The following is a 25,142-nucleotide window of genomic DNA, read 5'->3' on the forward strand; positions in this document are numbered from 1 at the left end:
CATATCCGGTTGATATGATCGAAAACAATGATAACAGTTTGATTTATAACGCTCTACCGTGCATTAACCGCAATTAATTGACTGAAATAAGCCTATGAATATCTCAGATAAACAAGCTTAATCCATCAAATGCTCTAAGCCGTAAACTAATTCATTACGCTTTACGACCTGCTTACAAGCCAGACAAATACCCGGCATAAATGACTCCCGATGCAACGAGTTATGCTCAATCTTTAAGGTTTCACTTAAACCGCCAAAGAAAACCGTTTGTTGTGCGACCACCCCGGGTAAGCGTATAGAATGTATTTTCACACCATGTAACTCGGCCCCGCGAGCACCCTCGAGTAGCTCTGTATCATTAAAAGCCGTCGCGTTTTTAATGCGCGCTTGTGCAATTAACTCTGCGGTGCGGATACCTGTACCAGAAGGGCTTTCCTCTTTTTGCGTACTGTGCGCTTCGATAATTTCAGCATCAGGTAGATATTTGGCCGCTTCTGCTGCAAATTTCATCATCAATACAGCCCCCACGGAGAAATTAGGCGCAATTAAACCACCTAATTTTTTCTCCGCCGCTAATGCCTGCAGTTCTTTTACTTGTTCAACTTGAAAGCCACTTGTACCAACAACAGGCCGAGCACCTGCATTTAAAATAGTTTTGGTATTATTAAAACCAGCAGAAGCCGCAGTCAAATCAACCACCACCTGTGCACCAGACGCAATAATAAGCTGGGTTAAGTCATCACCAACATCACACTGCCCAACCAATTGCAGTGCCGGGTCGTTATTTATCGCATTAACAGCTTCACTGCCCATACGCCCTTTTGCACCATTTACGATAACTGTGACCATTTTTATTTCCTTACTATTTCTAGTATAAATTGTATCTGTAGAATCTAATTAATTTTTTAACAACAGCGTTTTAGTTAACCTTTGTTATAAAATAGGCCGCCATCGCAGCCCAACTAAGCAGCAACAAACCCCAAGGTAAAATATTATAACGAGACTTTGTGACAACGGGTGATTGTACTTCTTCTGTTGCGGGTGTTTGCTGACTTTTCCTTCTTTTACTGGCTTTATCGGCTTCACGCTGTTTACTTTTAACATTTTTTTTATATTCAGCGATACCTTTTTGAATACCTAAGGCAATTAAGCGCGTTTGTTCTTTACTTTGCCCCGGCTTATTGGTCTTTTTGGCAAACTGCATTGCTTCATTTTGTGTTTCTGGAGAAATAGTTTTCGGATTATTTTTAGCCATATTATTTACACTTTTTTGTTGATGCTTGCGAAGCCACTGTCATACTTTATTACTGGCAATCTCGACGAATACCTCCGGATTATTTTTAGCCATATTATTTACACTTTTTTTGTTGATGCTTGCGAAGCCGCTTTAATGCTTTATTACTGACAATCTCGACGAATACCTCCGGATCATCATAATCATATTCAATCAGGTGATTAAGTAATTGCACACCAATCGCAGACATGGATTGAATTTCCTGATGGCTGCGCCCGCATCCTTCGCAATGCGTACCATCTTTAGTGCAATTATCAACGCACGGGTTAAACTTCATCGTGATTTCCTTGTGTTATAAATCAGAGCAAGAGCTGCAAATATCAAATAATGTTTGCTTTCCAATCATCTTATCCAATTACAACGGATCAAAGAAGTGAGTCTAGCAACTTTAGAGAAGTGAATCATGGATTTTAAAATCCTTTTTTCCTCAGTATGACGCAAATAATTTAGGTGTCACATTAAAATCAACGGGATCCGGGTATACTTGAAAAATAATAAGGCTTATAAATTAAGCTGGCACTAATTTGACAACAATCGATGAGAAAATGTTCAAGAGGAAGAAAATGAGTATTGAATTAGACCAAAATCTACAAAAAGACTGTTATAAATTAGCTGAGAGTGAGGATTATTTATGGTTATTACTCAATAACCGCTATTTCCTATGGATGATTATTGTCCCTAATACCGCCCAGACGGAGCTCTACAGGTTAACGGAACAAGAGCAGCAAAAACTGACTCAACAAAGCAATATGATCAGTGAATTTATCACCCAAAACTTTGCTTGTGATAAATTAAATGTGGCCAGTATCGGCAATATAGTCGCGCAAATTCATCTTCATATCATTGCCCGTACCACGACAGATCTATGCTGGCCCGGGGTTGTTTGGGGTACTGAACATAAAGCGCCGTATCCGATTGATGCCGTATTAGAGATTCAGACAAAGCTGCAACAATTTTGTCTGGACAAAAATATCACCGGCTATCACTTTAGCGCGCCGGAGATTAAAGCCGTTCAATAAAATCTAAATCTGTTTTTGTTCCCTGTAAAAAATAGAGTGGCGGTGCATATTTGCGAGCCATTTTTATTGCCTGTTCATTGCTTAAGTGGCTTTTAATACAGAGTTTATCGGCTTGAGCTGCCAATGCCTGATAGTTTTTATTCTCAGCATATTTTTGATCCGACAATTGCCACTCGGATAAAATGCAGATAATGGGTTTAACCTGCACAACTTGTTGGTAAAACGGCCCCTGAAGTAACTGCTTAATATTACTCAAATGCCCTGCACCCGATGGCTCGATAAACAACCTGTCCGGTCTGACCTGTTTGATTAAATTATTAAGCGCCACCCGAAAAGGCATGCCCGCACTGCAGCATAAACAACCGCCATAAACCTCGCTAATAAAGATATTATTTGTTTTGTAATATTGATCGGAATACGGATTATTGCCCGATTCATTCACTAATACCGCCCATTTTTCACCGACCGGTTTATAAGTTAATAACTGTTTGATAAAAGTCGTTTTACCCGAGCCTAAAAAACCCGCAATAAGATGACAAGGGATCGCTTTTTTCATTCACTATTTCCTGAAAATTTATATTTATCAATACTGATAACAATTAAAAGCACAATAACGGTCATCCCCCCAAGCTTAAATAACCCTGCCAACAGGTTATCGTAGCATCTTTACGGATCACTCAGTTATACTGTTTATTCAAATTCAGGGAGGTAATTATGATCTACAGTATGACAGCATTTGCGCGCAAACAATTCAAAGGTGATTGGGGCACTGCAGTGTGGGAGATTCGCTCAGTTAACCAGCGTTATTTAGAGAGCTATTTTCGTCTTCCTGAGCAGTTTCGCGGTCTTGAAGTTAACTTAAAAGATATTTTCCGCAAACGAGTACAACGCGGGAAGATCGAATGTAACCTGCGTTTTGAAGCAAGCAGCAGCAATGACAATGCATTAAGCATGAATCAGGAATTAGCCGCGCAAGTGATTCAAAATACGCAGTGGATACTCGATAAAGCCGGCAGCGGCACCTTTAACGCCATTGATGTTCTAAACTGGCCTGGCGTAATGCAGACACCTGAGCAGGATCTGGATGCCGTCACCGTTGAGCTAATGGTAGGTTTTGAACAGACACTTAATGAATTCATTGATGCACGTGCCGCTGAAGGCACCAACCTGGCGGCATTTATAGAGCAGCGTTTAACCGCTATCGGCGAACAGGCAAATAAAGTACGTTCATTTATGCCGGAAGTGCAGGTATGGCAGAAAGCACGTATTCTTAAAAAATTCGAAGATGCCAAGGTGGAATTAGACAGTACGCGTGTTGAACAAGAACTCGTGATACTGGCACAAAAAACCGATGTGGCAGAAGAGCTGGATCGTTTAGATTCACATATTTCAGAAAGCCGTAAGGTCTTAAAAAAAGGTGGCCCAGTAGGGCGTCGTTTGGACTTTATGATGCAGGAATTTAACCGTGAAGCAAATACCCTAGGCTCAAAAGTGATTAACAGTGAAATCACCGCCGCAGCAGTAGAATGCAAAGTATTAATTGAACAAATGCGCGAGCAGGTGCAGAACATAGAATAATGTTTTAGCCGATTTCAGGTTGTTAGATATCTTAATATAAGCCCCGTATATCGGGGCTTTGTTGTTTTTATGGGATTCCAGTGTATTACTTGTTTAGTGATCAGCAGCAGGAAAACCTTTATCAGTTTGAATACGCCGATCACCTAGCAGGTAAAGTTAATAACCAAAAAGGTGACAGCGCTAAATAAGGAAAACTCACTACTGATTATTATGTAAACCTTCCCTTTGTATTAGCCGCCATTGAAAACAGCACCAGCTTAAAAGAACTGAACAAAGTGTATCGAGTGATGATCCTCCTCTCTCTTTGCAAACTGGAATTGACGAAAGGCTTTGCAGGTGCAGTCCCAGAGGTAAAAAGCTTCCTAGAGTGCAATATACCTAAGGGTTATTTCCCTACACGACTTGAATAAGACTTGGACAACAAGCCAACGCAGTGAATGATGGTGTTAAACCAGAATAGGTGGTTTAATCATAAGCTAAGCTAATGCTTGAAATAGATATTCAGCTTTATATTTTGTAACCTGATAAATGAAATACAAGAGAGATAAAATGAAGATTGATCAGAATGTAAAAAGAAGCCGTCGACTTCGTAAAAAGTTATATGTTAACGAATACACAATTTATGGATTTGAAGTGTCATTGAGCTTTAAGGAGATTGATGAAAGTGTTTTAGACCCTTTTCTGGATGAAATTGTCGATTTTGTTGAGTCGAGAAACTTAATGATTGCTGGTGGAGGCGGGCTTGATGTATTTGATACTTTTGTGTCTTCAAGTGATCGATACGGCTCAGCTTCAGAAGAAGATCGTCTTGCTTTATCAAATTGGTTAAAGGAAAAATCACTTATTAAAAACGTTGAGGTGGGTGAGTTAGTTGATGCTAACTATGGCCTCTAATCTCGGTAAAAAACAGACTGCCAGCCGCTCTCTTTAAAGAAAAAAGTGAGGACATTCTTTTTGCCGGTAAAGCTAATTATAAAAGCTTTGGATGTCCTCATTTTTAACGCCCATTTTTATTAATTTTTTTATTACAAATGGCTAAACTTCTGTCCCTTTTTCCTAGTCGAAATTAGCGATTAAAAAACAGTAATGGATGGCTATCAGCCATTACTGCCAATTAACTGAACTCAACCTTAGGTGAGATTTTTTTAACCCCGGCACAGTAAAACATAAGCTTTAAAAAACTGCTTTTTTATTATAAACACTTCGACTGTACTGCATTAACTGGAACAGCTTTTGCTTTTAAAAATCCCTGCAACTTCTTAGCTTAAACGATCCGCTAATACCCTAATGCTATTAAGCGATGAAGTTTCAATGGATAAACATTGAGTGCTGGGCATGCTGACGGCACATAATTTACTCAGCACACTGCCCGGTGCCATTTCGATAGCCATAGAAACGCCTCTCTGATTGAGCATGGCGGCGGTTTCCCACCACTTCACCTGTTGAGCCATATTAAAGGCTAAATCTTTTTTGATAAAATCTTCTTTGAAGATAACTCGCGCCGCATTAGCACTGACAAAAGTGGATTGTGGGGGTGCAAAGGTGGCGGTTTGAATTTCTTGGTATAACGACTGCGCCTGTTCTTCTAATAACAAGCAATGAGAAGGCACGTTAACATTCATCAGCTTAGCGCTGCTTGCTTGCAATAGTCTGGCTTGCTGACAAATAATCTCTAATGAACTAATTGGACCGGAAATAATGTATTGGTATTCCGTATTGATATTCGCCAGATACACGGGTAAGTGAGTTTGATTAACACTATGAATCAACACTTGTATTTTATGCAGGGGCAATCCAATAATAGCGGCCATGGCATATCCGGTCGGATAAGCTTCGGACATGAGTTTTCCGCGTAAACTAACCAGCTTTAATCCCTGCTCAAAACTCATTATTTTACTGGCAATTGCGGCGGGGAATGCGCCGATCGATAAGCCCAGAACATAATCCGCTTGAATACCTTCACTGGCTAATAATTCCACACAAGCAACAGCGCAAACCGTCAGTCCCACCTGCACATTTTTATTGTTTTTTTGTGCGCTTTGCGAGTCCAAATCAAAGACATTATAACCGAGCATATCCGATGCTTGTTCAAAAACCCCCTGAGTTAGCGCATTAACATTTAGCTTTCGAAGCATGTTCGGTTTTTGTGCACCCTGCCCGGGAAAGGTAAATAAAAGACTCATTGCTGATCTTCCCCTCACTTATACTTTGGTTATTGCTGACCAGGGATCCGTACATAAAATCGGCCCCAGATTGGTTTTGACCATTATTTTTTCTGGTTTATTCATCCATTCATATAAAGCAATTGCTCCAATTGGTGTTTCAATTTGCAGATCTGCTTTAAAAGGCAGTTTTTGTAACATTTGCCAAAGTAATACTAATTTTTCATTTTGCGGTTTATCTGCCATATAAACAATCAAATCAATATCACTGTTCTCATTTGCAACCATTAAGCCCGTTGCTAATTCAAATCCCAAGCTGCCGCATAATCCCCAACTTAAGTTTAATTGCGAGAATATAAGCTCTATTTTTTGCAGCACTTTAAACTGTTGTAAGGGGTGTTGTGCGTACTGACTTAACCATAATTGCCGCTTAACAACCTCGATCGCTGAGATGCTTTTAATAATATCCTGACGGTTAACCCAACAAGCTAACCTTTGTGTTTTTTGACTGCCACGTACACCCACAGGAATGAGCGGGTGATCCTTTGCCCTGCGTACTACCACTGGCCTTGTTATAATATGATTTGCATACCAGTTAGGGTTTTCTTGATGGATGACAATATCTTTCACCCAAAGTAAATCATGGGGCTGATAAAGTGAAACCTGCATTCTCTGCACCTTATTGGAGTTTAAATACATAAACGCTAAGGAATAGATGCTTACAGAACGGTAAGCATCTTATTATTTACCAGTCAGCTTGCATCAGCTGACGCACATTTTTTGTTGCCTTACGCCCTTCTCCATGTAAACGACAGCTCAAATCATTACCGTTATTCTGGATATCCTGTAATGCATCCGCCAAGGCCTGCTGGACAATATGGGTGTCATCAAGCGTCGGGTTATCCGCATTACTAACATCCAGTAGATTAGATAACAGACCTAAGCGATTATAGTTATTAATATCGTATGCCATTGCTGGAATTTTTTCTGCTAATGCTTCTAATTGCTCAACACTGCGCATCGTGACACGAGCGGCGGACTCCTTACTCATAGCGTGAACCATACAGGCATCATCATTTAATGCGATGATTCGGGAAGCTTGATAACCATGGGCAAGCAGTCCTCCTGACATGGCTTTACCCACAATTAATGCAATAATGGCATGACCTGCATTACGCGCCTGCGCATAAGCATTAACTGCAGCTGCTAACGCAAGGTGAATGCCATAGGCTTCTTCACGTCGGCCATAGGCCTGTGAAGAGACATCAACCACAGCAATAATGGCCGTTTTGTAAATGCTGCCCACATCTTTTTCAACCACCTCCTGTACGGCTTTAGCAATATTCCAGCCTTCAAGTAAGCCGACCTCACCTTTACGTGCACGTACAAAGGCATTCTCTGAATCTTTTACTACGCTGATAAAACGCGCTTTAGTGCCATTGATTTCGCTATCGATGACTTTAACCGAAGGGATAAAACCCGTTATTAATGACCCTTCATTGGTTAAACTGTTTAGCCATATTAAACCTCGTTCACTCATTATGCCGCTCCTTCAGAAAAATACTTTCTTACTAATTCCGGGGTAGATTGATCTTGTTTATTGATCTTATTAAAGATCGACAAGTAATGTTCTATCTGCTCACAACGCACTGTTTTCAAATCACTATTTTGCCTTTGAATAACAGCCTGCTTAATCTCGTCGGCATTATCTTGGCTGAAATAATCTGCAAAACCACTGGCGTGACGCTGCGCGCCGCCGGTAATACTCCAAATAAAGGGTCGATTGCGCGAGTCATACTCTTCAATACCAGCTTCTTGTTCAATAACCGCAGGACCATTCAATCCTAAACGTGCTTCTTGAGTCACAATTAAGGTACTGCACAATGCCGCAGCCATGGACATACCACCAAAACAGCCAACACTACCGGCAATAACACCGATCACATTGATATGCTCACGCAATGCCACAATAGAAGAATGAATATCGGCAATGGCCGCTAATCCTAAATTAGCTTCCTGTAAGCGCACTCCCCCCGTTTCCAGCAGCAAGACAACTTGTGTGGTTTTTCCCTGCTGGTTATCTTGCAGGGCAAGATCTAATGCCGCAGCCATTTTAGCACCTGATACTTCACCAATAGCGCCGCCTTGAAAAGCGCCCTCAATACCAATCACTACTGTATTAAGGGAATTCATTGTTCCTTTCATAACAATACAACCATCATCGGACTGCGGCACTATGCCCTGAGGAATTAACCAGGGGGAAGTGAGGTTTTTCTCCGGCCCTAATACTTCTCTTTGTGAACCATCATCTAATAAATAATGTGCTCTTTCTCTGCTGCTTAGTTCGACAAAAGAAATACCAAATTTACCGGAAACGGGTGGGTTTTTCCCCTGTTTAATTTGTTCCAGGGCTTGCTCTACACGCAGTGAAACAACCCCGGGTGTCGCCGCAAAATCATTGATCAACACATCCATCAGCAGCCTTTCTTTGCCCAAACATTTATCCAGAATATCGGACCATAATTGCTGACGGTTATTCACTGAGGTGTTAATAACCACCTGGGTTTTATTGCTCGAAGCGGGTAAAAAAATAACTTCAAGATCACCCGACCCTACATTACCAACACGCACTGAGTCCGATATGGTTTCATTTCCTTCAAAAAAAAGTTTAATTGGTTGCATAGTGGAACCTCGAAATTAATTTATTTTCTAGTGCATCAATAAATAACGTTGCCGATAACAAATCAGCCGCACCACCTGGTGAAAGATTGCCTTCAATCATGATTTCGCCTAATTTAAGCAGCTGAGACATGCCATTTTCTGCTGCCACGCCGCCACCATCTATAATTTCCTGGCAAAAATGTTGGACAGTCAATAATGCATTTTCCCCGCCCCGGGATAAGACACAGGTATCATTAATATTTGCCATCAATACTAATAAAGCATTGAGACGCGCGGCTTGTTCACTGTCACCCTTCGCTCGGCTTGCTCGTAATGTTGGTAAAGCTAATTTGATAATACTGGGAAATCCCTGTTGTGCTTCTTCTTTCGCCCCAGTGACCTGATAACGCTGACAAGCACTCTTACCTTTACTAAAGGTAATAGGGATATACTTATCATTTAACCTCGCAATAGCACCGGCTCGCGCGCATAAACTGACAGCATCGGACTGTCTATTATTTTGTGCAGCCGCGGCGCTGATAAGACCCAGTGCCCAGATCGCACCGCGGTGTGTGTTCACTTGCCGGGTAGCTAATAACATAGCTGACTCGGCGTCACGGCCAATCTCCCCTATCTTTTCACGCAATAATTTACCCGTTGGCTGCCCCCATGCAACGGATGACATCTCAGTAAAATAAGGGGTTAATGTCTGCGCGGATAAGAGCATTAGTTCAAGGCTTAGATCTCGATGCGCACCATTATCCGCAGCATCCACTAAACCCGGCTTAGGCGTCAGAAGAACTTCTTCCTGCAGCGCCCATTGCGCTAATTGAGCTATTTTCAAACAAGTCCAAGTCGCGTCGTTATCTATTAATAAATTATCCATAATCACCAACTTCTGTATTTAGCAGGTGGCTGATACAGTCCTTCGGACCATTGAACCAATTCACTGACATTTTTAGCCGCAAGCAAGCTGCGATTCGCCTCCGAGCGCCTAATCCCTAAATCTTCAGGCGTTGCCACTTTACCTTGCTCTCTAAATAACTGAACTTGCTCGGTGCTGACTTGTTTACCAAGCTCAGTTACACCCGCAACCGATGCAATTAATAGTTTACGCTCGGCCAAATCCTCAGCCATATACAGATAAGCAATGCCTTCTTCGGTTAAAACATGGGTTACGTCATCGCCATAAATCATAATAGGTGCGATAGGCATGCCTGTTTTGTGAGCTACCTCAACAGCATCTAATTTTTCAACAAAAGTTGGTGTATCGCCACTTTGAAAGGTTTCAACCATCTGTACAACCAGCTTTCGCCCTTTCACAACATCACTTTTTTTGTCTGTGATCAGATCTAACCAAGCTTCTGAACTATGGCGGCGTCCACGCGGATCGTGTCCCATATTGGGGGCACCACCAAAACCCGATAACCTGCCGCGAGTCACTGTCGAAGAGTTTCCTTCGGCGTCCATTTGCAGGGTGGCACCAATAAACATATCGGCAGCATACTGCCCGGCCAGCTGACACATAGTGCGGTTAGAACGCATCGAGCCGTCTGGCCCGGTGAAAAACACATCGGAACGCTCTCTGATGTACTCTTCCATGCCTAATTCACCCCCAAAAGAATGGACACTTTCCACCCATCCCGACTCAATGGCCGGAATTAAGGTCGGATGAGGATTTAACAGCCAATGCTTACAAATTTTTCCCTTAAGACCGAGTGATTCCCCATAGGTTGGTAGCAATAATTCGATAGCGGCGGTATTAAAACCAATACCATGATTAAGCGTTTGCACTTTATGTTTTGCATAGATGCCTTTAATTGCCATCATCCCCATTAATATATGAGTGTCTTTAATGAGGCGCGGGTCGCGCGTAAATAAAGGTTCCATATAAAAAGGTTTGTCTGCTTGAACAATAAAATCAATCCAATCACCGGGGATATCCACACGCGGTAAATCCGTGGTTTCATCCACAATCTCATTTACTTGCGCAATCACTATCCCATCTTTAAAAGCCGGTGCTTCAACCAGACTCGGAGTATCTTCTGTTGACCCTCCGCAGAAAAGATTACCGTGTTTATCCGCTTTAAAGCCGCACACTAAGGCCACATTCGGGATCAGATTACAATATAAACGCGCATACAATTCCACATAGGTATGTACCGCACCAATTTCTAAAATTCCATCTTCTAACATTTGTGAAATGCGTACACTTTGCTGTCCGGCAAAGGCAAAATCCAATTTAGAGGCAATGCCTTTTTCAAAAATATTCATATGTTCAGGTAAGCTAACACTGGGCATAATCATATGGAGATTATTTACTTTAGTGCTATCTACTTTTTCTAACGCACGCGCCAGAAAATCTGCCTGTTTTTGATTATTACCTTCTAGGATCACCCGATCCCCTATATGTAGTAAACATTCTAATGCAGCGACCATTTGCTCTGTAGGAATCACTTTGCCATGGCTAATATGCTGCACTGAGTTGATTCGTTCCACTTTTAATGCTTTTTTTGTTGCCCAATTTTTTTTATTTAGAGACATATAGTTACCTATTATAATAAAAAGTGTTACTCAATCAAGATGACTAAAATTCAGGTTTAGGCAAATGAAACGCTTCTTTGCTTACCTGAACACAATAAATATATGAGCACTTGATAAAATAAAGAACATCATAATGTTAAAGAGATGTTAATTTAATGTTGTGCTTCTAACAAATCAATAACTAGCGCATCACCATCATTACTGTGAAAGTAATGATCTTAGGTTGAAGCGAGGAAAATCAGCATGCTCAATGAAAATATTACTTTAAAAAAATTACACATTTTTTTAACTTTTATGAAATGCCGCACAATGAATAAAACAGCTGAGATGTTAAATATGAGTACTGTCAGCATACACAGAGCCATTCATTCTTTAGAAACAGAATTACAATGCCCCTTATTCCAACAACAAGGACGACTTTTGTCCCCGTTAGACAGTGCAAAAACATTAGAGATAGAAGCAAAAATATTATTAAAGCAATTAGGGAGGACTATTTCAGAGACACAAGAAACAGCTGGTATTTTTTCTGCTCATTTTAAGCTTGGATCTATCTATTCATTAACTTTTAATTCCATCCCTGCATTGATAACCAGCATGAAAAAACAGGATAAGAAACTTGAAATTGAGTTAACGACCTCCTCTAATAAATATTTATTCAAGAAATTAACGGCCTTGGAGTTAGATGTCATTGTTGTCTCTTTAGACGCGCCACTGCTTGATCCATCATTAATTTTCTTTCCTTTATTTGAGGACCACTTAGCGCTTGCCGTTCCGGTGAATGACCCCCTTGCGTCTTATTCCAGCATTGCCTTGGCGGATATAAAAAATTGCCCTTTTGTGATGCTCAGTAAAGGTTTTGCCACCGCTCAAGATGTCTTAAGAACCTTTGAAAAAGCACAGATAAAGCCCAATGTGGTAATGGAAGTCAATGATATTTTCAGCCTTATTAGCATGGTCAGCACCGGTCTTGGTTACAGTCTGTTACCAAACAGAATTGCGCGTATTTTAAATGACAAAGTTAAATTAATCCCACTACATGAGCAGGACAAAATAAAACAAACTATTACTATGGTTTGCCTTGCCAGTCGCTCAAAAGAACCAAAAATATTAGCTTTTACAAAGCAGTGCCATCTTTATGCAAAATCATTAAGAGATGCTAAATGATTTTTTCTTGGCATCGGATTAGCTGCCGTTAGACTTTTTTTCAGCGCAGAATGCGACGAAAAAAAAATTCTCTCTAACCGCATTGAAGCAGGAAAATATTCTAAATGAGTAAACCTAGATAACTAAGAATGGCAGAGGCAATAATAAATCTAAACATTACCATGCTATGCTTGGATTTCTTGAAAAATTGAAGGTTAATCGAATTTAATTTAGTTTAATAACGCAGACAGTGCGGCAATCATTAAAAAATAAAAACTGGTAAAAAACAAGACGCATTAATTTTTTCATTATAATCAGGCAGTTAATGCTTTTTTTGGAATGGTAATATACGGGAAAGTATAAGGATATAAGATGGTTAATACGCTCAAAAACTTTAAACTTCAGCCTTTAGTTGATGCGAAATTTATTAAAACTTCACTGGCAACCTATGAGCAAAACGGTGTCAAAAAATCATGGGAAGTAGTCAAAGCGCATGACTCTGTAGCTATCCTTATTTATCATAAAGAAAAAGAGGCTTTTGTGCTTGTAGAACAGTTCCGCCCAGCAGTGTATTTGAACAATGATAATGGATTAACCATTGAACTGTGTGCGGGTATTGTCGATAAAGACCTCTCTTTAGAACAGATAGCCAAAGAAGAAATAGAGGAAGAGTGCGGCTATGATATAGCGCTTGAGAGGATAGAAGAAATCACCTCTTTTCATACCTCCGTAGGCTTTGCCGGAAGCAGGCAAATACTCTACTATGCAGAAGTTGATCAGAGTATGAAGGTCAGTGAAGGCGGCGGTATCGATGCTGAAATGATCGGAGTTGTGTACCTGCCGATAAACGAAGCCAAAGCGCTTATTTTTGATGTCAGCATCGCAAAAACATCCGGGCTTATGTTTGCATTTATGTGGTGGTTTGAACAGCAAAAGAACCGCTAGAAAACAGGGCTAATGTTAGTCACAATATCTTTTGAGTAAGCCGTGATAGGCTTCCCGTGCATGCGTTTCAAGTTGTTGTTAATAATAAGAACGGCCGCGCTTGCCTATCTATAAATATTCAAAAGATGAACTAATTAGCCATCAACCCCAGCCTATTTTAATCACCACTTCAAAAAGCTAATCTATCTACTTTAGATTAACCAAAAATCCCTAAAATCAACAAGCCACTGGTAATAAATAGTGTCGCAACTATTTTTTGCTTGAGATGAACGCGATCTTTAAAAAACAGCATAGATAAAACCACGGCTAATAAAATGCCAATATTGGTCATGGATAGCACATAAGCGGTGGGCAGAGTTTGCATGGCGAGTATCACTAACGCATAGGCGGTTCCAATAAACAGGCTGCCTGCTAACCACACAGCTAAATGCGGTCGAACGGCGGGAATAATAGTTTCACAATGTTTTTTCCGATAAAGGCATAAGGTTACCCAAGCAGAAAAGCTATCTACCTGCTGGCTGATTGCTTTATCAGATAGCGAATAGATACTGGTAAAAAAAGCCGCTGCAATGCCTTGTTCATTAGCGGTTTTCACCAGCAGTTCAACACGCCCTATGGCCCCTTCTGCTTGTTGTTTTTTATTGGCAATCATCTTATCTAACTCTTGGTCAGACTTTTTATAACTTTTACCAAAATAGGCTTTATAGGAAGCTAAATCTTTAAACTGCCCTTGCCCTGGTGTGTGATCCATTAATGAGACAAGCTGCATGGCTTGGTTTTTCATTAAGTCTATTAAGATAGGTAGACCGGTTGGATCTGTAATTTCATAACGACAATGGACACGGTTATAGACTAAGGCATGCGGTTGGAATTGATGAACAGCTTGCGCAATTTTTTTCGCAAACTGGTTGTTACGTACGCCCAATTCTTCATTTGCAAAAGAGAGAGCATGGTATACGGTAGTAACCAACAACCAAAGTAAATCGGCAAATCGAGCCTGTATCATAGGTTCGCTAACATCCTTAACAACTTGCGCAATAAAATTAATTTCAATCTCATTAAAATCATCAGCAATAGCTGAACGCTTATCACTTAAGTGCATGAAAGCAGTAAATGGCTCATTTGGACTACTTGGGTTTAACTTCATCGATAAAATACATGCACATAAATCTAATGCATTAGCTAGAGGCTCATTTTTATCTTCTCTAACTTGATTAGCATAAGACCTGAAATCGGAACTGATAGAGTAATAACCATGCTTGAAAGGTGCTTCTACTGCATGTTGATAAGTGGCTAAAAACTCCTCAGGTGAGCATAATCTTGATTAATTAAAGGCTTAATTTTCTCATCAAATTCTTTTGAAATGATATCTATTATCTGTTCAATATCTCTCATTTGATTGTGTTTTGCAGGGACCAATCAAACTTGGGTAACAAATTGACAAGGAGAGTCTGAGAGATCAAACTACGTTATTTAAACCAATTGCTCTGCCAAAAGCAGTTTCTATAACAGTAAAAAATATGCCGATACTTGACCGAACACGACTTGCTCCCTCAGACAAATTACATCTTCTCGTAAAATCGTTCTCTTGCCAAGCTCATGGCAACATTACTTCTTTAGCAAGTGATTTTTCTATCTCCAGAAAAGCAGTTTACGCAGCACGCGATGCGATGCAAACAGCTCTAAATGCGCTGACTCAAGATACGCGTGAACCAAATTGCATTATCCGTGTTGGTGTCGATAAATCTCAGTTACGTCGCGCTATCGTGGCTTTATCCATTACATCAGCCAACTCTATCCGCGCAATTCAAGATCAGATACCCATTATGTATCCAGGGTGCTCCGTTAGTTTTGGCTATGTTCAAGGGGTGATCATTGAGGCGCAAGAGCAGACTGCACTATTTAACAACACCATCCCTTTAGCCAATATTGAAAGTATTGCCGTTGATGAAATGTTTAGTCAAGGAGATCCTGTATTGGCGGGTATTGACCTTGATAGCGGGTATTTATTTTCTTTATCACATGAAACCTCACGTGTTGGTGAAACATGGGCTCGGGTGCTTAATGAAGCTAAAGAGCAAGGTATGGAGCCTAAGCATGTCGTTAAAGATGGCGCAAAAGGGATAACCAAAGGTATTGAAATGACTTTTGATGAGATAGAGCAACGCGACGATGCTTTTCACGCCGTTTACTTAGCCAGTAAAGCCAGATTGAAACTTGAGCATAAAGCCTATCGCCACATAGCTTATGAAGCCCACGCTGTCAAAAAGCACCTTAAAGCATCGCCTGAAAATAAGAGAAGTGTAGCAAAATCATTAGATTGGGCTAAGAAAAAATACGCAGATGCCATTAAACGATATACCTTAGCAGCGCAAGCGGTTCAAAAAATACGTCGTGCATTTTGCTGTATCAATTTTAAGAGTGGGGAGTTAATTACACTGGATGCCGCACAGTAATTACTGACTCAAGCAATCGTGCACTTACGTAAAACAGAGCATAGAGATTGCCTATCCGTAGCACTCTACATAGATAATCGACTCACTGGCTTAACGTCAGCGACATCAGCATTGCATCAACGCTTATCTGCGCTTCGAGGCCAATATTCTGATGAAGCTATCTCACTGACTTGCCGTATAATTGAGCGTAAAAGGAAAATAAAAAAGATGAATCCATGGAAGCGCCGTCATGTGGCAATCGAAATGGCGGGGGCGTATTATTTACTCGGCCGCGAACTTATTGATACTGAGATTGCTGAAATCACAAGTAAAATAGAACAACTCCTGCAAACTCGACATATGGCATCAAGTGCAATTGAAGGATTTAACGCAACCTTGCGAACTTATCTTTATGCGAAAAAAGGGGTTAATCAAGGATTCTTAGAGATATTTAAAGCTTGGTATAACCTGCGAGAGCGTCGTAATGGACCGCGTAAAGGGACCTCTGCGTATGAATTATTGACCGGAACATGCGTCAATGATTGGCTGACGCTTCTGGGCTTTCCGCCCTAAAAATACGCTCACTAAAACACCCTTTTCCACCTGATTTATATTACCCGTTCAGCATTTGTTGAGCTGGCGATAGCTATTGGATTGTTACCCTAAATAGCCCTAATTTGATTGGTCCCGTTTTGCATTAGGTCCTTGATTTTTAACTACAGGTGTCCAAATCATAAAGTGATGTTCAAAATGAGGAAAACTTTTACGAGCATACTGAATGTTTTTCCTAAACTTACTCACGAACCTATTCATATTGTATATTCCAGTGATTATTGACCAGCGTTACGATCATCTATTGCCAACATTACGGTCAAACATAGCCAACATTTATCAGTAACTTTGCCAGTATGAGCCACTCAAACGATCCTCGTATATTCATTATTTATATAATAAACTAAAAATAAATAACAAAAAGTTCTTAATATTTATCAATAAAATTGACTGTTTATACATTTCAATTAGTTAAGTAATAAGGGATTATAAAAGTGACGTCATATGCTAAGGTTTTCCTTTTGTTACAAGGGGTATGATTTGCTTTTATTGTTTTTTCATTCAAGATGGTTCACCAATACTTTTCTATATTGATTCAAATTAATTAATAGAAATAACGATAAGAATAGAAAATAACATCTAGTCTTTCGGCTCTATCACTAAGATAAATGGTGCATCTATTTTATGCTAACCCAAGAAAGTTTTATAAAGCGAATAAAGCAACCTAATAGCCCAAGTTGGTTACATGTTGGTGTTGATACTCTAGATGAAAACCAGCTATATATAGCTGTAAACGGTGGAATGAATAATATCAACTGCGCCCCTATTGAATTCTATTTGGCTTAGATTAAAGTTTGCGCCGTTGCGATGATTGATGAGGGAGAGTTATTCATTGATAAAATGCGAAACCACTTCGCATTGGTCAAGGCCGAAGTGCCTATTTTTATACCTTAAAAACGACAAGCGAGAGCAGTAATACCTTTAGGTATAGCTTTGCTAATTTATTCGTTAAATGGCAAATCACCCATCACGTATCAGATATTCATGCGCAAGATATGCTCGACTTAACTACGGATGAATTTTGCCAATTCAAAAAGGATGAGCTTGATATTAGCGATATGCTTATTGATAAACTTCATCAATCTACCAGTTTCTCTAAACAGCTTTGGTTAAATTGCTTAGCAAAACATAAAGAGCTAGACCAAAAATGAAACTGGCTATTTATTCTGATTTGCATTGTGAATTTGAAACATGGGTACCCCCACTAGAAGCTGCTTATGCAGATGTTGTTATTTTAGCGGGTGATATTCATATCGGTATAAAAGGCTTGATTTGGGCTCGTGAGCATTTTAAGCAACCGATTATATATGTACCTGGAAACCATGAATATTATAGAAATAAAATTTAAGCAGATTGACTGGATAAATTTTTCTCCTCGTTGCCTAAAAGCAGAATTGAATAGTTTTCAAGTTTGGTATAACTGTGTGAAAACCCACTCCAATTTAAATGATCGAACGCCAGCTGAGTTTTTTACAAACAAGAAAACAAAAGGTAAAGGAATATTTATTTCTGACTGGTGTGGCGTATTGTCAGGTTATTACTTTCCTGACTGATCACAATGAGCTGTATTAAAAAAATGGAAGTATTATCGTTCTTACTAAATGATAATTTTTATCACATTCCGTTTATAAAAGAGCATAAATTAGAAAGTTAATTATTAGTTTATGCCCCATAAATCAAATTAACGGTCAAAATGTCAAAAATGACCATTGATTTATATACAACTTATTGTCCGAACGATACGAACGGGACATAGCATAGGAAACTCAAAGTGACTGTTTCTGCTATTTGATCACACTTTAGCTATAAAAGAAATCTCATGATCTTGCCCTGTCCTAATTTAAACCCAATAGAACGGCTATGGAAAGTAATGAATGAGCATGTCAGAAATAATAAATATTTTGCAACAGCGAAAGAATTTAGAAACAAAATTGATGAGTTCTTTAGTCAAACGCTTCCTAAGATAGGTGATGTCTTGGCGAGCAGAATTAATGATAATTTTTAGGTTTTAACAGAGCGTAGCGAAAATATCGGGGGCTTGCCCCCGTGCTGGATAGTGTTGACGGGGCGAAGCCTAGTCTAGATTATCCAGCATTGGCTTTTCAAGGCTTTGTTAGCTTTATCGTTTGCGATAAAGCTTTGGACTATCTTAAAACTAGGTCGCTTGCAGCCGATTCGTTTATAACCCGCGCTTTGAATGATGATGGGTATAAAATCATTAAGCACTATTGTTATTTTGTTTAACTCAATATTATGTTTATTCGTGCTCTATTTTTGGGATAGGTGGTGGTTTGGTGATTACTATCAGATCAAATTTAGAGCATGTTTTCAATTGTTTTATTTCTTAAGATCCAACCTATGATACATCGTTAGGTTAGCAATTACTTATTTTGTGAAAAATTTTAATACAGATGGTAATCGTTGTCCTTGCAACATCATATGATCACGCATTAACTGACTCGCTGTACTACCTTCACCAGCAAGAATTGCTTTGCAAATAGCCTCGTGTTCTTCTGTTGATTTTGAAAGTCGTTCTCGAACGTTATAAGGTAAAGAACGATATGTATTAATATGTATACCGATATGTTGAAGTTGTTCAATTAACCAGCGATTATTGGTAGCCTCATGAATTGCTGCATGGAATTCTATATTCGCAATACTATATTGAACTTTATCCTCATTTTCAGCGGCTACTTTGCAGTTTTCCAACTTACTCAGAATTACCTTTGCATGCTCGTCTGTGAGTGAATATGCTGCTAACCTACTAGCCATGCCCTCCAACCCTGCAGCTACTTCAAACAAATCCAAAAGTTCTTTCGTGTTTAAAATTCTGACTTTTACTCCCTTTCTTGGGATAGCTTCTAATAAACCAAGCCTTACCATGGCTCTTATAGCTTCACGAATAGGTGTCCGAGAAACTCCAAACTTTTCCGCTAAAAAAGATTCTTTCAGTTGATCGCCAGGCTGTAAAACCCCTGAAGTAATGTCTTGTGTAATTTGTGATATTAGTTTGTCCGCAGCCCGCGTCATTAGTTGTCCTGTATTTAGATAACTGATATGTAACTGTATTTAGATGACTGATATATAATTATATATAATTATATATCACTATGGTAATTTAATCGATAATTATACATCACAATGGCACGGCAAGATCATTATAAATTGAATTATTGATGTAGCAGTGATCAAACCATATTCTGGTCAAGTCCAACCGGACACCTGACTTTGTAAATTTTCATAGTTAATCGGCGTTAAATCACCGAGTGTTGTATGAAGTCGTTCATGGTTGTAATAACGGATATATTCTTCAACATCCATCTTCATCATTTCACGTGTTAAATGCACAACATTTAATAACCATTCATTCTTTAAACTGCCAAAAAATCGTTCTACAACAGCGTTATATAAACAAGCACCGACACTGCTCATTGAGGCTGTTATTTTATACTTGTTCAGCAATCGACTAAATCGCCCGCTAGTATATTGAGCGCTTCTATCACTATGGAACATTAATCCAGCTTTAGGTTCCCTGATGTTAATCGCCATTTGTAATGCGCGTTCAACTAAATCAACAGTCATACGTTTCGAGATAGACCAACCGACAACCCTGCGGGAGTATAAGTCCATGACAATGGCTAAATACATCCAGCCTTGATTGGTTCTCAAATACGTTACATAACCCGCCCAAACCAAGTTTACCTGTGCGGGATTGAACTGCTGGTTTAATACGTTATCAGCAACGCTATTACTATGCTTACGCTTTGTTGTTACTTTATATGCCTGGCGTTGGGTCACCACAAGTTTCAGCTTACGCATGATGCTGCGCGTACAGTAACGGCCCACATTAAAACCCGCTCGTCTCAAGTTCTTGCACAACTGGCGAGAGCCTAAACTGCCACGACTGCGTTTAAATAGCTGACGCGCCGTACGGTACATATTCAGCTCTTCTTCACTATTTATTTTAACTGGCCGTTCAAGCCAATCATAAAATGCACTACGACTCACTTGTAGTACATTACAAAGTAGTTTTATTGGATATTTAGAGCGACATGCTCGAATATATCGAAACTTTACTTCATTTCTTTTGCGAAGAAGGCACTGGCCTTTTTTAGTATTTCTTTCTCCATACGAAGCTGTTTAACTTCTTTTCGCAAGGATAATAACTCCGTCCGCTCATCAGAATTTACCGTTGAATTGGCATGCTCTTCGGCTTTTTGTTTCCAGCTATAAAGCAGGCTAGTTGTGATACCTAAAGCAGAAGCGGCCTCCTGAACGCTATAACCTTGCTCACTGATTAACCCTAATGCTTCTGTTTTAAATTCACTCGTATAAGTTTTGTATTCATGTTCACCTCGATAGTGGATTGTATTATCCAAAATTAAAGTGTCCAGTTCAATTAAACCAGAATAGTTTTACTGCGCGATGAGGATTGGTCAACACACATGATTGCTCAAGCGTTACGCATACATGAAACCAGTGTTGTTCGATATATTGATGATTATGTAACCAGCGAAAAATTAACGACAAATAGTGGTGGCTCCGACAGTTATCTAACGGATGAGCAAACTAAAGAACTCATCGAGCATTTATGTGACGTCACTTATCTTCATGCACATCAAATCGCGGATTATATTAAAGAAAAGTATGCCGTTATCTATCAGATATACGGATTGAATAAATGGTTACATCAGCATAATTTCAGCTATAAAAAACCCAAAGGTGTACCTCATAAATTTGATGAAGATAAGCAAGCCGATTTATTGCGTTTTACGAGCAACTAAAATCAACGCTAGCACCTGATGAGCGGTTATTGTTCATGGATGCTGTTCACCCAACCCAAGCGACCAAGATTACGGCAGGTTGGATAAAAAAGGTGACGATAAAGCCGTAAAAAAAACAGGTAGTCGCTCTCGTATCAATATTGTTGGTGCAATTGAATTAGGTTATTTAGAAAATGCCGTTATCAAAGAATATGAAAAAACCGTTAATGGCGAGGCAATTGTTGATTTTCTTAACAAGGTCCGTGCAAGCTACCTAGAAAGTGGCACGATAAAGTTAGTATTAGATGGAGCAGGTTATCACCGTTCAGATATCGTTAAAGATGAAGCAAAAAATTGAATATCGACTTAATTTATTTACCACCCTATAGCCCTAATTTAAACCCAATAGAGCGACTTTGGAAGGTGATGAATAAACATACTAGAAATGGTGAATATTTTGCGTCTACGAAAGAATTTCGACGGCGAGTTGGTGAGTTTTTTACAATCACACTACCAGAAATTGCTAATACTCGTGATAGTTGGATTAATGACAACTTTTAGGTTTTAACTAGCGAAGCGTAAATCTCGGGGGCTTGTCCCCGTGCTGGATACTCAAAGAAATACACATCATGTTTATCGATTAATATATCACTTTGTTTGGATACCTAAATATCGTCACAAAGTATTCAATGAGCCTCATCGTTCTACGATTAAAGCTATAATTCAAAAAATTGGATATGATTACGATATCGATATAGTGGAATTAGAAATACCAGAAGATCATATTCATATGGTGATTAGGGGAATACCTGAGCAGTCACCAAGTGATGTAATGCAAATAATTAAAAGTATTACAGCACGTGAATTTTTCAGGACTTATCCTGAAATTAAAAAGAAATACTTCTGGGGAGGTAAATTATGGACTCAAAGTGTCTTTGTTGAAACTATTGGAAATGCCACTGAAGAAGTCATTAGGAAATATGTTCAAAACCAACTGATTGAATTAGATCGTAAAGAAATAAACTCAGATCAGCTGGACTTGTTTTAAAACTCGGTCGCTTGCGGCCGAGATATTTATAACCCGCACTTTGAATGGTGAGGGGTATAGAAGAAGCTAAGGAAATGGTTGAGGAGTCTGTGATGATATATAATGGAAGGAAGGCGTATACGGCCTTAAAATAAAAAACGCCCGATGAAGTTCATCAGGCGTTTTAATTCAAAATGTGTTAACCCATGCTAGGACGAGTCATTGACTTAAAAAATTATTTCATGAATTACTCATGAATTACTTATGAATTACTTGGTGTTAATAATGTGCCTCCCCCTGGTGCTACAGGGTCGAGTTTGAGTGCTTTTAAAATACTACGGGTTGTGGCTACCGCAGCAGATAATGTTGGTAAACCAGAAGCTCTTTCAATTTTTTCAATTGATTGTAACGATGGCATTTGTACACAAGCAGAAGCAACAATGGCATCGATACCAGTAACGTCAAGTTTTTTCCACAATTCAGTTGGTGCATTTGGATCTTGGGCCCCAACTTTTAAATTATCGGGAATTTCTAATGCCAGGTAATCTTGAACTTCTATCCCTTCACTTTCAATATAGTTTACCACCAGTCGAGAGAGCGGTTTCATATAGGGACAAATGATGGATACTTTCTTAGCACCTATCTCATGTAGGCTTTCAACTAATGCACCTGCTGAACTAATAACAGGAGCAGGTATACCATTTTCCAAGCTTACTCTGTATAACCTTTCTTCCGCCACTCGATGGTAACCTTTACCTCGGCTCATAATCGCAACGAGACAAGCGTAAGCTTGTACATCAACCGCTGCATCGGATAATTCTAATGCGCAACGCAAACTATCATCATCCATTCGCTCAAGCTCTTCTTTTGTAACACTTTTCATTCTCATGCGAGAGGAGTGAAACGTAAAACGTTCAGGTAAAATTGCTTCACGACCACGCAATAGTGAAGGTATTTCGGTTTCCATTGTAATATTTGAACTAGGCACAATTAGCCCAACACGATAATTTCTAGATTTGATCTTCATAGCTAATACTCCTTAATAATTAAATTATATTATATAGCTGAGCCCATTACGGCCTCAGGTAGCCATGTAGCAATGCTAGGGAACAAGCAGAGTAAAACAATGGCAATAATCATGCAGGCAACAAAAGGTAATGAACCCCACAGAATAGTTTTCAAAGAAATGTTTGGAGTAATGCCATTAATCACATAAAGATTTAAACCGACTGGTGGTGAAATTAAACCAATTTCCATATTGATGGTAAGGACTACAGCAAACCAGATAGGGTCAAAGCCAGCATTCATAAGCACAGGCAACAAAATAGGGGCTGTCATTAAAATTACTGCTACCGGAGGGAGGAAGAATCCCGCTATAATCAAAAAGAAATTAATTAAAATCATTAAACTCCAACGATTAATTTCTAGTGCTCCAATCCACTCAGCTATTGCTTGAGTAATATAAAGGCTAGACAACATATAAGAAAAAACGCCCGCTGCTGCAATGATAAATAAAATCATTACGCTCTCTCTGGTGCTATCGCGCAATATTGTCCACAAATCTTTCGGACTAGTTAAACGATAAATAATCATCGCAACAACTAAGCACATTATTGCGCCCAGAGCTGCTGTTTCAGATGGCGTTGCAATACCGCCATACATGGTATAAAGCACAGCAATAATAATGCCAACAAATGGTAATACACGAGGCAGTATTTCGAATTTTTCTCGCCAGCTATAATTGATTGGTGTCATTAACGCACGGTTACCTGAACGCCAAGTTGCGTATATAGACCAAGCCATGAACAATCCCACAAGCATCAGGCCAGGCAGCACTCCTGCAAGAAATAAACGACCAATTGATGTCTCTGTTGCAATGCCATAAACAATCATGGTGACTGATGGAGGAATTAAAATTCCTAATGTACCACCGGCAGCAATTGATCCGGTTGCAATTCCTTCAGGATAACCTCGCTTAAGCATTTCAGGAATACCCATTTTCCCAATCGCTGCACAAGTGGCAGGGCTAGAACCGGACATAGCAGCAAACAGAGCACAAGCCCCCAAATTTGATACCACTAAACCACCGGGAACTCTTGTTAACCATCGCTCTAGCGCTTCATACAAATCAGCGCCTGCTTTTGTAGAGGATATAGTCGATCCCATGAGAATAAACATAGGGATTGATAAAAGAGCAAAGCTATCCAATTTGCCAAAAAATATTTCTGGCATTAGCTGTAACGACTGTAATCCATCAAAAACAATCAAAAATAATCCTGAAACTACGAGCAAACCAATACCAACAGATACACCAGAAAACAATATAAGAATGGTCGTTATACCGACCAAGGCACTAAGAATTAGAGGATCCATTAGTTTTCTCCCAACCCAAAAGGTTTATCAATTTTTAATAAAACAGCAACTAAATCGGCAACTAATTGTAAAAAAAGTAAACCAAAACCAATGATCATCGATGAATGTGGAATCCATAATCTAACTGCCCAAACACTGTCTGTTGTCCAGCCACGAGAAAACAATAAGTGCCAGTATTCAAAGCTATACCAAAACATAGTACCTATGACAACAGCAGATAAAGTTAAAGTAAAAATCGCCAAGTAATAGCGTGCACGAGAAGGTAACATCAAGGGGATTAAATCTACATTAACGTGCCCGCGTACTTGTTGTACAAAAGGTAAACCAATAAGAGTTGCACCAAGAATTAAATAAATAATAGCTTCGGTCTGCCATGTGGTAGAGCCATTAAGCACAAATCTAACAAAGATCATTTGGCAAGTAATAAAAACTGCAGCCAACGTCATAGATGCTGAACACCAACCAGAAATTGTCGATAACCAAGAGGTTATTTTCAGAAAAAAAGGTCTTTCCTTGTCATTAGAAGGGCTAATATCAGATGAATCAGATGAATTAGATGAATTAATAGTAGAGTGAACTGTCATAT

Annotated in this window: 26 protein-coding genes and 3 pseudogenes; 13 read left to right on the forward strand and 16 right to left on the reverse strand. The window is 39.4% G+C overall.

What is annotated here, in order from left to right:
- Positions 1–117: 117 nt before the first annotated feature.
- The 3 genes from dapB to PING_RS18820 form a co-directional block, all read right to left on the reverse strand.
- A complete protein-coding gene (dapB, locus tag PING_RS18810; RefSeq protein WP_011771879.1) occupies positions 118–849 on the reverse strand; it encodes a 4-hydroxy-tetrahydrodipicolinate reductase in 732 nt (243 codons plus the stop codon).
- Positions 850–919: 70 nt separating this feature from the next.
- Complete coding sequence (locus PING_RS18815) at positions 920–1,255, reverse strand: DUF2956 domain-containing protein (protein WP_011771880.1); 336 nt, start codon at positions 1,253–1,255, stop codon at positions 920–922.
- A gap of 94 nt (positions 1,256–1,349) precedes the next feature.
- Positions 1,350–1,571, reverse strand: coding sequence for a DUF1289 domain-containing protein (locus PING_RS18820; protein ID WP_041766714.1), 222 nt, complete (start codon positions 1,569–1,571; stop codon positions 1,350–1,352).
- Positions 1,572–1,857: 286 nt separating this feature from the next.
- Here PING_RS18820 and PING_RS18825 point away from each other — a divergent pair, with 286 nt between their 5' ends.
- Positions 1,858–2,313: an HIT family protein gene (locus tag PING_RS18825; protein WP_011771881.1), complete on the forward strand. Its 456-nt coding sequence runs from the start codon at positions 1,858–1,860 to the stop codon at positions 2,311–2,313.
- Here PING_RS18825 and PING_RS18830 read toward each other — a convergent pair.
- Positions 2,297–2,869, reverse strand: a complete 573-nt coding sequence (locus tag PING_RS18830) for a GTP-binding protein (protein WP_011771882.1) — start codon at positions 2,867–2,869, stop codon at positions 2,297–2,299. The genes PING_RS18825 and PING_RS18830 overlap by 17 nt on opposite strands.
- 158 nt (positions 2,870–3,027) lie before the next feature.
- Between PING_RS18830 and PING_RS18835 the strand changes: the two genes are divergently transcribed.
- Together PING_RS18835 and PING_RS18840 are read left to right on the forward strand one after the other, a co-directional pair.
- Positions 3,028–3,891 carry a YicC/YloC family endoribonuclease gene (locus PING_RS18835; protein ID WP_011771883.1) on the forward strand — a complete coding sequence of 288 codons (864 nt, stop codon included), beginning with the start codon at positions 3,028–3,030 and terminating at the stop codon, positions 3,889–3,891.
- 549 nt (positions 3,892–4,440) lie between these two features.
- Positions 4,441–4,785, forward strand: a complete 345-nt coding sequence (locus PING_RS18840; protein ID WP_041766716.1) for a YggL 50S ribosome-binding family protein — start codon at positions 4,441–4,443, stop codon at positions 4,783–4,785.
- Positions 4,786–5,150: 365 nt separating this feature from the next.
- Here the strand turns inward: PING_RS18840 and PING_RS18845 are convergent, their stop codons facing one another.
- From PING_RS18845 to mdcA, 6 genes are all read right to left on the reverse strand, one after another.
- Entirely contained in the window at positions 5,151–6,074 is a 924-nt protein-coding gene (locus tag PING_RS18845) for an ACP S-malonyltransferase (protein WP_011771885.1), read from the reverse strand.
- Between the two features lie 18 nt (positions 6,075–6,092).
- A complete protein-coding gene (locus PING_RS18850; protein ID WP_011771886.1) occupies positions 6,093–6,722 on the reverse strand; it encodes a malonate decarboxylase holo-ACP synthase in 630 nt (209 codons plus the stop codon).
- 76 nt (positions 6,723–6,798) lie between these two features.
- The gene (gene mdcE, locus PING_RS18855) at positions 6,799–7,593 is read right to left on the reverse strand and encodes a biotin-independent malonate decarboxylase subunit gamma (RefSeq protein ID WP_011771887.1); all 795 of its coding nucleotides are present in this window, start codon (positions 7,591–7,593) and stop codon (positions 6,799–6,801) included.
- Entirely contained in the window at positions 7,593–8,735 is a 1,143-nt protein-coding gene (locus tag PING_RS18860) for a biotin-independent malonate decarboxylase subunit beta (protein ID WP_011771888.1), read from the reverse strand. The genes mdcE and PING_RS18860 overlap by 1 nt, the downstream gene beginning before the upstream one ends.
- The gene (locus PING_RS18865; protein WP_011771889.1) at positions 8,722–9,600 is read right to left on the reverse strand and encodes a triphosphoribosyl-dephospho-CoA synthase; all 879 of its coding nucleotides are present in this window, start codon (positions 9,598–9,600) and stop codon (positions 8,722–8,724) included. The genes PING_RS18860 and PING_RS18865 overlap by 14 nt, the downstream gene beginning before the upstream one ends.
- 2 nt (positions 9,601–9,602) lie before the next feature.
- The gene (mdcA, locus tag PING_RS18870; RefSeq protein WP_011771890.1) at positions 9,603–11,258 is read right to left on the reverse strand and encodes a malonate decarboxylase subunit alpha; all 1,656 of its coding nucleotides are present in this window, start codon (positions 11,256–11,258) and stop codon (positions 9,603–9,605) included.
- A gap of 243 nt (positions 11,259–11,501) precedes the next feature.
- Between mdcA and PING_RS18875 the strand changes: the two genes are divergently transcribed.
- Positions 11,502–12,422: a LysR substrate-binding domain-containing protein gene (locus tag PING_RS18875; RefSeq protein ID WP_011771891.1), complete on the forward strand. Its 921-nt coding sequence runs from the start codon at positions 11,502–11,504 to the stop codon at positions 12,420–12,422.
- A gap of 351 nt (positions 12,423–12,773) precedes the next feature.
- Complete coding sequence (locus PING_RS18880) at positions 12,774–13,346, forward strand: NUDIX domain-containing protein (protein ID WP_011771892.1); 573 nt, start codon at positions 12,774–12,776, stop codon at positions 13,344–13,346.
- A 196-nt stretch (positions 13,347–13,542) separates the two neighbouring features.
- On the opposite strand, the pseudogene PING_RS21190 reads toward PING_RS18880, so the two are convergent.
- A pseudogene (locus PING_RS21190) lies at positions 13,543–14,619 on the reverse strand (DUF7380 domain-containing protein); the annotation flags it as partial.
- A gap of 247 nt (positions 14,620–14,866) precedes the next feature.
- On the opposite strand from PING_RS21190, the gene PING_RS18895 reads away from it, so the two are divergent.
- From PING_RS18895 to PING_RS21545, 5 genes and pseudogenes are all read left to right on the forward strand, one after another.
- Positions 14,867–15,802 carry a hypothetical protein gene (locus tag PING_RS18895; RefSeq protein ID WP_011771894.1) on the forward strand — a complete coding sequence of 312 codons (936 nt, stop codon included), beginning with the start codon at positions 14,867–14,869 and terminating at the stop codon, positions 15,800–15,802.
- Between the two features lie 18 nt (positions 15,803–15,820).
- Positions 15,821–16,354, forward strand: coding sequence for a hypothetical protein (locus PING_RS20820; protein WP_157035409.1), 534 nt, complete (start codon positions 15,821–15,823; stop codon positions 16,352–16,354).
- A 1,186-nt stretch (positions 16,355–17,540) separates the two neighbouring features.
- Positions 17,541–17,741 (forward strand): metallophosphoesterase, encoded by a 201-nt coding sequence (locus PING_RS18905; RefSeq protein ID WP_041766719.1) that lies wholly within the window; start codon positions 17,541–17,543, stop codon positions 17,739–17,741.
- A complete protein-coding gene (locus tag PING_RS18910) occupies positions 17,716–17,946 on the forward strand; it encodes a hypothetical protein (RefSeq protein WP_041766721.1) in 231 nt (76 codons plus the stop codon). Before PING_RS18905 ends, PING_RS18910 begins: the two co-directional genes overlap by 26 nt.
- Before the next feature lie 281 nt (positions 17,947–18,227).
- Positions 18,228–18,398 (forward strand): annotated as a pseudogene (locus PING_RS21545) (IS630 family transposase); the annotation flags it as partial.
- 380 nt (positions 18,399–18,778) lie between these two features.
- On the opposite strand, the gene PING_RS18920 reads toward PING_RS21545, so the two are convergent.
- Both PING_RS18920 and PING_RS18925 read right to left on the reverse strand, forming a co-directional pair.
- Entirely contained in the window at positions 18,779–19,423 is a 645-nt protein-coding gene (locus tag PING_RS18920) for a GntR family transcriptional regulator (RefSeq protein WP_011771897.1), read from the reverse strand.
- Positions 19,424–19,597: 174 nt separating this feature from the next.
- Positions 19,598–20,760, reverse strand: a protein-coding gene (locus tag PING_RS18925) for an IS3 family transposase (protein WP_086004621.1) whose coding sequence is annotated in 2 segments (ribosomal slippage) — positions 19,598–20,508 and positions 20,508–20,760 — 1,164 coding nt in all. Because the reading frame shifts where the segments join, the coding sequence is not laid out codon by codon here.
- Positions 20,761–20,811: 51 nt separating this feature from the next.
- Between PING_RS18925 and PING_RS21195 the strand changes: the two genes are divergently transcribed.
- From PING_RS21195 to tnpA, 3 genes and pseudogenes are all read left to right on the forward strand, one after another.
- Entirely contained in the window at positions 20,812–21,177 is a 366-nt protein-coding gene (locus tag PING_RS21195) for a winged helix-turn-helix domain-containing protein (RefSeq protein ID WP_332248886.1), read from the forward strand.
- A 79-nt stretch (positions 21,178–21,256) separates the two neighbouring features.
- A pseudogene (locus PING_RS21955) lies at positions 21,257–21,717 on the forward strand (IS630 family transposase).
- A gap of 40 nt (positions 21,718–21,757) precedes the next feature.
- Positions 21,758–22,204: an IS200/IS605 family transposase gene (gene tnpA / locus PING_RS18940; protein WP_011771900.1), complete on the forward strand. Its 447-nt coding sequence runs from the start codon at positions 21,758–21,760 to the stop codon at positions 22,202–22,204.
- A 241-nt stretch (positions 22,205–22,445) separates the two neighbouring features.
- Here the strand turns inward: tnpA and PING_RS18945 are convergent, their stop codons facing one another.
- Genes PING_RS18945 through PING_RS18955 form a run of 3 tightly spaced genes read right to left on the reverse strand, consistent with a single transcriptional unit; the run spans position 22,446 to position 25,140 of the window.
- On the reverse strand, positions 22,446–23,210 hold the full coding sequence (locus PING_RS18945) for a maleate cis-trans isomerase family protein (RefSeq protein ID WP_011771901.1): 765 nt from the start codon (positions 23,208–23,210) through the stop codon (positions 22,446–22,448).
- A 29-nt stretch (positions 23,211–23,239) separates the two neighbouring features.
- Positions 23,240–24,556: a TRAP transporter large permease gene (locus PING_RS18950; RefSeq protein ID WP_011771902.1), complete on the reverse strand. Its 1,317-nt coding sequence runs from the start codon at positions 24,554–24,556 to the stop codon at positions 23,240–23,242.
- Positions 24,556–25,140 carry a TRAP transporter small permease gene (locus tag PING_RS18955; protein WP_011771903.1) on the reverse strand — a complete coding sequence of 195 codons (585 nt, stop codon included), beginning with the start codon at positions 25,138–25,140 and terminating at the stop codon, positions 24,556–24,558. Before PING_RS18955 ends, PING_RS18950 begins: the two co-directional genes overlap by 1 nt.
- Positions 25,141–25,142 lie beyond the last annotated feature (2 nt).

This window comes from Psychromonas ingrahamii 37 (genome assembly GCF_000015285.1).
Classification (GTDB): domain Bacteria; phylum Pseudomonadota; class Gammaproteobacteria; order Enterobacterales; family Psychromonadaceae; genus Psychromonas; species Psychromonas ingrahamii.